Source organism: Lactiplantibacillus garii (assembly GCF_003885105.1).
Lineage (GTDB): Bacteria > Bacillota > Bacilli > Lactobacillales > Lactobacillaceae > Lactiplantibacillus > Lactiplantibacillus garii.
The window spans coordinates 1-7,942 of sequence record NZ_QWZQ01000069.1 but is presented as its reverse complement, the minus strand read 5'-3'; the positions used below and the strand labels follow the sequence as shown (position 1 = coordinate 7,942).

Genomic DNA, 7,942 nt, shown 5'->3' with positions numbered 1-7,942 from the left:
CACTGACCAGTTGAGCTAGCGCACCACGTTGAAAACGTGATAAAGTAGAAGTACCCAAAGTAATCACTCCTTATAGCTGGTTGGAATTAACTACTACCATTGTAAGAGATTGCTTTGGGCCTTTTTTCATTTTTGTTCGGATTAATTATAGAATTTGCCACTATAAAAAAGAAGCCCTTTATAAGGCTTCTTTTTTTACAATCTACCAAGAATAGGTTATACTAAACAAAAGATCAGCTCCTAAAAAATGGGTTTGTGGTAAACACCATTTTAAGGGAAGCTGGTTTTTTTGTCTGAACAGCGTTCGGATTAATTTTGCAATCTACCATAAAGGTCATTACTGAATATTTATTTGGTAAGGGTTCACTTCACAAAACTTCGATACACCGAAATTGTTTTCCAATTAATGATGCAAATTAGAGTTTATTAGTATGGTGCCGAAGCAGATATACTGCAGTGGCTAAAAGCAAAACAGACGCGCCAACAAATACAGATATACGGGTATCTGGGTTTATAAACATGAAGACTACAATAACCAACAACATTGCAAATGCAAAATAATTCGAGAATGGGTAGAGTGGTAGCTTAAATGGATGACATGACAGCAACTGAGGGTTGTTCTTCCGAAACCGCAGTTCAGCTAGTAGAATAACGAACCAAGGAACCATACCTGGTAAAACTGAGGAACTGAAGACGACTACGAACAAGTTGGATGCTGAGCTACTGTAAGTTGATGCGAGTGTATCCACAATAAATCCTAATAAGATTCCTCCAGATATACCCAGAATGGCAGCATCTGGCACAACTCGCTTAGATAATCTACCTAGAATTTTGGGTGCATCACCTTCGTGAGATAATTTAAATAACATTCGACTTGATGAGTAGATACCCGAGTTAGCACCGGATAAGGCCGCTGTTAATACTACAAAATTGATAACTGATGCAGCTGCAGTGACGCCAATTTTTGCAAAAGTTGACACAAATGGCGACCCAATATTGGCCAACTGGTTCCACGGATAGATTGTAATGATCACAAAGATAGCACCAACATAGAAAATCAAGATACGAAATAAAACGGATTTAACGGATTTAATAATGGCTATTTGTGGATTAGCAACTTCTCCTGCAGAAATTCCTAGTAGTTCGATACCTTGGTAGGAACCGACAATAATCGACATTGAAAAGAAAAATCCCGATATACCACCGGTAAAGAAACCACCATGTGACCAGAGATTACTAATTCCAATAGGATGGCCGCCGTTGCCCCACCCAAATAATATTAGGCCAAGACCCAGTAAAATCATGGCAATAATCGTTAATACTTTAATCATTGCAAACCAAAACTCTAATGATCCATATGCCTTGGCGCTAACAAGGTTTGCGGCAACCAAAAATATAATGATGATCACTCCCGATGTAAACGCGTTAATGTGGGGCCACCAGTATTTCAAATACTCAGTTGCAGCGACAACTTCCGACATTCCAACAATAATATATTCAAATACGTTTGCCCACTTAGCTAGATACCCTGCTAACGGGTGTACATATTCAGTTGCATAATCAGCAAACGATCCTGTCCCAGGGTTTACATAGATCATCTCACCCAACGCTCGCATGACAATATAAAGTATCAGTCCAACAAACATGTAGGCTAGTAACACCGATGGCCCAGTCCACTTAATTGTCGAAGTGGATCCCATAAACAGGCCAACCCCGATTGCTCCTCCAAGAGAAATCATTTCCATCTGTCCCGCGGTCATTGATCGTTGTAATTGGGGTGTTTCCTTTAATTCTTGCTTCAAAATTTCCTCCGTAGTAAGTTTGCAAGGGACGCTTTATGGATAAATCCGTTAATGTAAGTATCTTCTTGCAGAGTTTATTTAAACGCCATTAGCATCATGGTACGTAAACCTGTTTTTAGGTGAGAAACCCATGATTCTCCCTAAACACGAACCGAGTTCGTCTTGTTATAAATCAGCAATAAGTAATGAACAGTGACTATGAAAGCTTGATTTTTTATACATTTAATAACTAGGGTCTCTATAGTGGCTACTGTTACAGTTAATTAAACTATGCAAAATCCAGTAACCCCAACCAGTAAAATGTCCGATTGTTGGCCCCAAATATTTTGAAATGAATGAAACAAAAGTATGCTGTGTAGGATACGCATAAAACATCTCACCAATAGCCCGCATCATAAAGAAGAAAAATAACCCTAGTGTTAAGTAAGCTAACATTACTGACGGCCGGTTTTACTAATCGTACTACCCAGATCTGAGGAACAGTCCGGTACTAATTGTTCCAGCAATTGCAATTATTTGAAAGTTTCACATGACGAGTGTTTAAAGATTGCATGGGTTCATCTTGATTCTTAAAAATTTTTGATTTCATATAGAGTTTCCTAAAATATGATAAAAAGATTGGCTTTTAATTAGGAATTCTCATATTATACCACTGTTTGTCATGTGTCACTATTCATGTCATGGCTTTTGACATGTTACTCAATCCAACCACCAATAATAATTTAAACACTCGTTATTAACAATTCTTAGGACTCAAATTGAACTCCTTTGGGTTCTGGTGCAAAATTTTTCAGGTAAACTTATTTTGAGTATAATTAGCCTAAAAAGCGAGGTAGCGATGATGGAAAATTATTTTAAAGGGCGACATTTCCAAAAAGATATTATTTTGGTAGCCGTTGGCTACTATTTTAGATTCTCATTAAGCTACCGTGATGTGGTTGAAATTTTGCGTGACCGTGGAATTATTATTCATCATACAACCGTCATGCGCTGGGTTCACCATTACGGGCCACTATTCAAATTATTATGGCGAAAACAGCGAGATACTCATAGTCAAAGCTGGCGAGTTGATGAAACCTATATTAAAATCAAAGGTCGTTGGTATTACTTCTATCGAGCCATTGATAGTCATGGATTAACACTAGATTTTGAGTTACGTAAACATCGTGATTATCAATCCGCCTATCATTTTTTGAAACGTTTATTGACGACCTATGGTCGTCCCGATTGTCTGGTTACTGATCAATATGCTGGCACTTTAAAGGCTATTAAACAAGTAATTAAAGATGGCTTATTGGTGAAAGCAAATCACCAATGTTCTAAATATCGTAATAATTTGATTGAACAAGATCATCGGTTAATTAAACACGTCTTAGTAAAATCAAGCGGTTTTCAATCACTACGAACTGCGCTAAAAACGCTAAGTGGGATTGAAGTCATGCATCAACTACATAAAGTAAGCCAAAGAGAACCAAGTCTCTTTGGTTTTTCGTCGTCACAATCACTAATCGAATTATTAGTACAATGATCCGTTCAACAATCGTCCCAATGTATTACAAAGACTATTTTGTTAATTTTGCACCAGAACCTTTTTCTGCACTTAAAAGGTGAAAACGTAAAATCCCCATCAAGCACTTGAATCATGTGTTTGATGGGGATTTTGGAGTTTCTGGTGAATAATTCAGGTTTCACTTTAATACTTACTTTTGAACGTTCCCATTCTCCACGCTAACCGGCCGATAAACCACCTGATAAACCACCAACATCACTGCGAAGACGACCAATGAAATAATCATTGAAACTCGTGTTGAAGCGTTGAATAATAGGAAGACTAGTACGGCGCAGAAGAAAATCAAGCTGACCCAATCAGTCACTGGGTAACCTGGCATCCGGAAGGCTTTGGCTCCTGCTGGGTTAGCCTGGCGGTATTTGATATGACACCATAACAGGATGACCCAAACTAAGACGAAGTTGATCGTTGAAACCCCGGAAATCAGCGTGAAGACGCTAGCTGGCATGAAGTAGTTCAAGATAACGATGATGAACAACACTAAAGTCGAGAAGTTCAAGGAGTCGTTTGGCACCCCACTCTTGCTTAACATCATGAACCGCTTTGGTGCGTTACCCCCATGACTCAGGGCGTGCAACGTCCGGCTGGTACTGAAAAGACAACTGTTGGTTGCGGATAAGGCGGCGGTCAAAACCACAAAGTTCAAGATACCGGCAGCCCCGGTGATCCCGATACCAGAGAACACTTGAACGAACGGACTAGCCGTTGTGGTGATCCCATTCCAAGGGTAAACGCTCATGATGGCGATCATAGACCCCACGTAGAACAACCCGATTCGAATTGGCAAACTGTTGATAGCCTTAGGCAAGTTGGCTTCGGGATCGTTCGTTTCCCCAGCGGTCAACCCGACCATTTCAATCCCGACAAAGGCGAAAACAACCATTTGGAAGGACATCAAGAACCCGTAACCCCCGGTTGGGAAGAACCCACCGTGATTGACTAAGTTAGCGAAGGAGGCCGTTTGACCATCGACCTTGAAGTGAATAATGGCTAAAGCGAACCCGACGACAACCAGAATAATAATGGCTAACACTTTGATCATCGAGAACCACGATTCCATTTCCCCGAACGCCTTCACATTCACCCGGTTGGTCAAATACAACAGGATCAAAATCACGAACGGCGCTACCCACTGCGGCAGGCTTGGGAACCAGTATTTAATATAAATCCCGGTTGCAGTTAAATCGGCCATTGCTAAACTGATCCAGCAGAACCAGTACAACCAACCCGTAACGAACTCCATCCGATCACCCAGGTACTCTTTTACAAAGTCCAAAAATGAATGCTTGCTGGTATCGGATAACAGCAGTTCCCCGATTGCCCGCATCATGAAGAAGCAAAACAGGCCGACAATGAGGTAGGCCAAAATGATCGATGGGCCAGACGTCCGGATGGCGCTCCCAGATCCCAGGAACAGACCAGTCCCAATCGCCCCACCGATGGCAATCATCTGGATATGGCGACTCTGTAGCGACCTAGATAGTTTTTTCTGATTCTTACTCGTTTGCATACATGCTCTCCTTTTCTCTGACTGAGGGTCCACCGGGTGGTTCTGGCTGACACAAAAACGACGCCCCTTGCACCTACCACACGTTATGGTAAGTACAAGGGGCGTCGTAACGCTGTTCCACCCAAGTTTCACAGTTCCTTATGAACTGCCTTTAATCGCTGATATCGGTTGCGCAACCTGTTTGATGTTTCTGCCATTTTCTAGTACTGGCTCTCAGCAACTCGCCAGCTCTCTGTCCGTCTTAAGACTTCTTGCTTCACATTCTACTTTAATATTTTTAAAATGCAATGGGTAGGAATAACGAACATTAATTTGGAATAGTCTACAAACGTTATTATTTCGCTGGCTTGTCACAGGTTAAAATCCCTGAAAAAAAGTTTTTTTATTCTAAAATTAAAATATGGTAGATTGCAAATTTAATCCGAATTTTTTGACAAATTAGTCAGCATCACTTGGTAAGGTGTTTGCCAGTTAAGTACTTTAAGGGGGCGTTGGTTAATTTCGAGTAACGTCGTTGTTAAATCTTGAGCACTAATGTGCTCAAAACAAGTCCCCTTAGGGTAAAAATAACGTAAGTTCCGATTGAATCGTTCATTACTGCCGCGTTCAGCGGGCGTGTAAGCATGGCAGTAATAGGTCTGAATACCGTATTGTGGTTCAAATGACACTAGATTGCTAAACTCAGTTCCACGATCGACAGTAAAGGTGTGTACCGGTCCCTTAAAAGTTGTTAGAAACATAGTTAGGGCTTCATTAACAGTCGCCGCTGTCCGATCTTTTAATCGGTAAGCCCAAAGAAAACGTGATTTGCGATCAATTAGCGTTAATAAAGCAGCCTTGCTATGTCCACGAGGTCCAACCACTGTATCTATTTCAAAATCACCGATGCGGTTACGTTGGTTAATCACAACTGGTCGTTGTTCAATTGAACGCCCTAATGATTGATTATATTTAGAACGTTGGTCGAGGTTACGCCGTTGGCGTAGCCCATGTTCAGGTAGTTCACTCAAGGAGAATTCAATTTTCCCCTGATATAGCCAATTATAAATAGATTTAGTGGCTAGTTTAAGCTCATGCGCAATCACTTCTGGTGACCAGCTTAGACGTAAATGGTTTAGAATGGTTTGCTTTAATTTGGCATTCAGTTTAGTTTTTCGGCCACAATGCGCCCGTTTATATTCAGCGTTGGCCTGTGCTAATTCAGCTTGATAAGGTTGACAACGAGATAATTCATAAGAAATCGTAGACGGAGATCGTTTTATCCGCTCAGCCATTTGGATATTGGTCAGTCCTAGCTCACAAAAGGTTTCAATTTTAATTCGTTCAGAATAGGTTATACTAGACAAAAGATCAGCTCCTAAAAAATGGGTTTGTGGTAAACACCATTTTAAAGGAAGCTGATCTTTTTTGTCCGAACAGCGTTCGGATTAATTTTACAATCTACCTAAGTAACTTACCGAAAATAGCAAGACTTTAAAATACTAAGGTACCATAGTACTAAAACTCTATAATACCTTAGTATTTTAAAGGGAGGCATGGTGGCAGTATGGAGAATACAATGGTTTTGAGTGTGAATTTAGTATAGCATTAAAGGTTATTGAAAAGAGCATTGAGACACTTTGGTACTAAAGTGTCTCAATGCTCTGATTTTTAAAGATGATGTCTTTTATCATAGTCTTCGTTGTAAGCTGCCTTTATTTCTGAATCAGTAAGATAGTGGTCTAAAAATAGTTCTTTCGTTACTTGACTGAAAGACTTGTCTTCTAAAATAGCGTGCCGTTTAATCATCTTTTGAATACTTTCTGGTAAATAAACTGAATATTGTTTTTGTCTTTTATCCCTTTTGAAAAAATTACGAATTTTGTCGAATTGTTGTAACCGTACTTCTTCTTGTTCCGGTGAAATCTTCTTGATAGGTGTTTCTTTTGAGGAAAAAAGTGTATCGAACTTCTCCCCCTCCTGATTAGAGTCAATATTGATTGGTTTTCTTTTTCTATTAGCCATTTTTCTCACTCCATTTTACTAATGTATTTTGATAATCTTAAGTATTGTAAGCCTGCCTTGTTGTCGGGGTTGTATTCATGAGTCGCCATGTTAGCTACTCCGGCATCAGCAACATCTATACTACGAGATATTTCAGATAATGTCTGAAACTTATCTTTTTTTATACTGTTAGCAGTTTCGTTACTGTGATTAGTATGTGATGTCATAGTTATGACATATCCACCAACATTTAAATGGCTGTTTATTTCATTTTGGACGTTTTTTATAGTGTTTTTGAGTAATTGCATACCAATTAATGCTTGATATTCAGCCTGGACGGGAATAATGACATAGTTGCTAGCTGCCAGAGCATTGACTGTTAACAATCCTCTTGATGGTGGACAATCAATTAAAACATAGTCGTAGCAACTTTTAATTTTGTTAATGGCTTTTTGTAGAACTATTTCGCGCATTGTAGCACTTACAAGATTAAGCTCAACATCAGATAAAAATAAAGTTGAAGGAGCTAAATCTAAGTTTTGTTTAATTGGTAGAATAACATCAATCAAGTCAGTTTTCTTCATCATGACATCTGATATTGTCTTTTTATTGTCATGCAGAATTTTTGACATGTTACTTTTTAATGTCGTCAAGCTTGATTGTGGATCAATGTCGATCATCAATACTTTTTTATTATAAACACGTGCTAAATTTTCACCGACTTCACTAACAGTTGTTGTTTTACCAACACCGCCTTTTTGATTTGCAAAGGAAATTACGACTGCTTTTCTCATTAGTTTTCCTCCCATAAGTACTTTAGTACTGTTCTGATGTAATTATTATAGGTTGAATTTAGGCAAAACGCAATAGGACTTTGGTATTTTGACCCTTAAGTACTAAAGTATCAAATTTGAATGCCTGAATATAAAGATTTACAAAATTATATATATAAAGCTTTTTAAAATAGTATTTTAAGACTTGGGTATTAAAGTACTTAAATACTTAAAAGTTATAGTACTGCTATTTCTAATTGTTTGTAGGGCGTTTCTGAAAAATGGTTTTGAAATAATAGTGTAC

At 38.9% G+C, this 7,942-nt stretch carries 6 protein-coding genes and 1 pseudogene; 1 reads left to right on the top strand and 6 read right to left on the bottom strand.

Annotated features, from left to right (window positions below; genetic code table 11):
• Window positions 1-416 precede the first annotated feature (416 nt).
• Both D1831_RS13425 and D1831_RS13420 read right to left on the bottom strand, forming a co-directional pair.
• On the bottom strand, window positions 417-1,760 hold the full coding sequence (locus tag D1831_RS13425; protein WP_179950337.1) for an amino acid permease: 1,344 nt from the start codon (window positions 1,758-1,760) through the stop codon (window positions 417-419).
• A 318-nt stretch (window positions 1,761-2,078) separates the two neighbouring features.
• Window positions 2,079-2,391 (bottom strand): annotated as a pseudogene (locus D1831_RS13420) (amino acid permease); the annotation flags it as partial.
• Window positions 2,392-2,643: 252 nt separating this feature from the next.
• Here D1831_RS13420 and D1831_RS13415 point away from each other — a divergent pair.
• Window positions 2,644-3,330, top strand: coding sequence for an IS6 family transposase (locus D1831_RS13415; RefSeq protein WP_080335201.1), 687 nt, complete (start codon window positions 2,644-2,646; stop codon window positions 3,328-3,330).
• A gap of 172 nt (window positions 3,331-3,502) precedes the next feature.
• Here the strand turns inward: D1831_RS13415 and D1831_RS13410 are convergent, their stop codons facing one another.
• The 4 genes from D1831_RS13410 to D1831_RS13390 form a co-directional block, all read right to left on the bottom strand.
• Window positions 3,503-4,882, bottom strand: coding sequence for an amino acid permease (locus D1831_RS13410; protein WP_003646250.1), 1,380 nt, complete (start codon window positions 4,880-4,882; stop codon window positions 3,503-3,505).
• 416 nt (window positions 4,883-5,298) lie between these two features.
• Window positions 5,299-6,228: an IS30 family transposase gene (locus tag D1831_RS13405; RefSeq protein ID WP_003646249.1), complete on the bottom strand. Its 930-nt coding sequence runs from the start codon at window positions 6,226-6,228 to the stop codon at window positions 5,299-5,301.
• Window positions 6,229-6,532: 304 nt separating this feature from the next.
• The gene (locus tag D1831_RS13395; protein ID WP_003646248.1) at window positions 6,533-6,886 is read right to left on the bottom strand and encodes a hypothetical protein; all 354 of its coding nucleotides are present in this window, start codon (window positions 6,884-6,886) and stop codon (window positions 6,533-6,535) included.
• A gap of 5 nt (window positions 6,887-6,891) precedes the next feature.
• Window positions 6,892-7,659 (bottom strand): ParA family protein, encoded by a 768-nt coding sequence (locus tag D1831_RS13390; protein WP_003646247.1) that lies wholly within the window; start codon window positions 7,657-7,659, stop codon window positions 6,892-6,894.
• Between the last annotated feature and the right edge of the window lie 283 nt (window positions 7,660-7,942).

Bases quoted from the DNA above. Each gene is read 5' to 3' on its own strand.
- D1831_RS13425 (WP_179950337.1), bottom strand. From the start codon at position 1,760: ATGACCGCGGGACAGATGGAAATGATTTCTCTTGGAGGAGCAATCGGG.
- D1831_RS13415 (WP_080335201.1), top strand. From the start codon at position 2,644: ATGGAAAATTATTTTAAAGGGCGACATTTCCAAAAAGATATTATTTTG.
- D1831_RS13410 (WP_003646250.1), bottom strand. From the start codon at position 4,882: ATGCAAACGAGTAAGAATCAGAAAAAACTATCTAGGTCGCTACAGAGT.
- D1831_RS13395 (WP_003646248.1), bottom strand. From the start codon at position 6,886: ATGGCTAATAGAAAAAGAAAACCAATCAATATTGACTCTAATCAGGAG.
- D1831_RS13390 (WP_003646247.1), bottom strand. From the start codon at position 7,659: ATGAGAAAAGCAGTCGTAATTTCCTTTGCAAATCAAAAAGGCGGTGTT.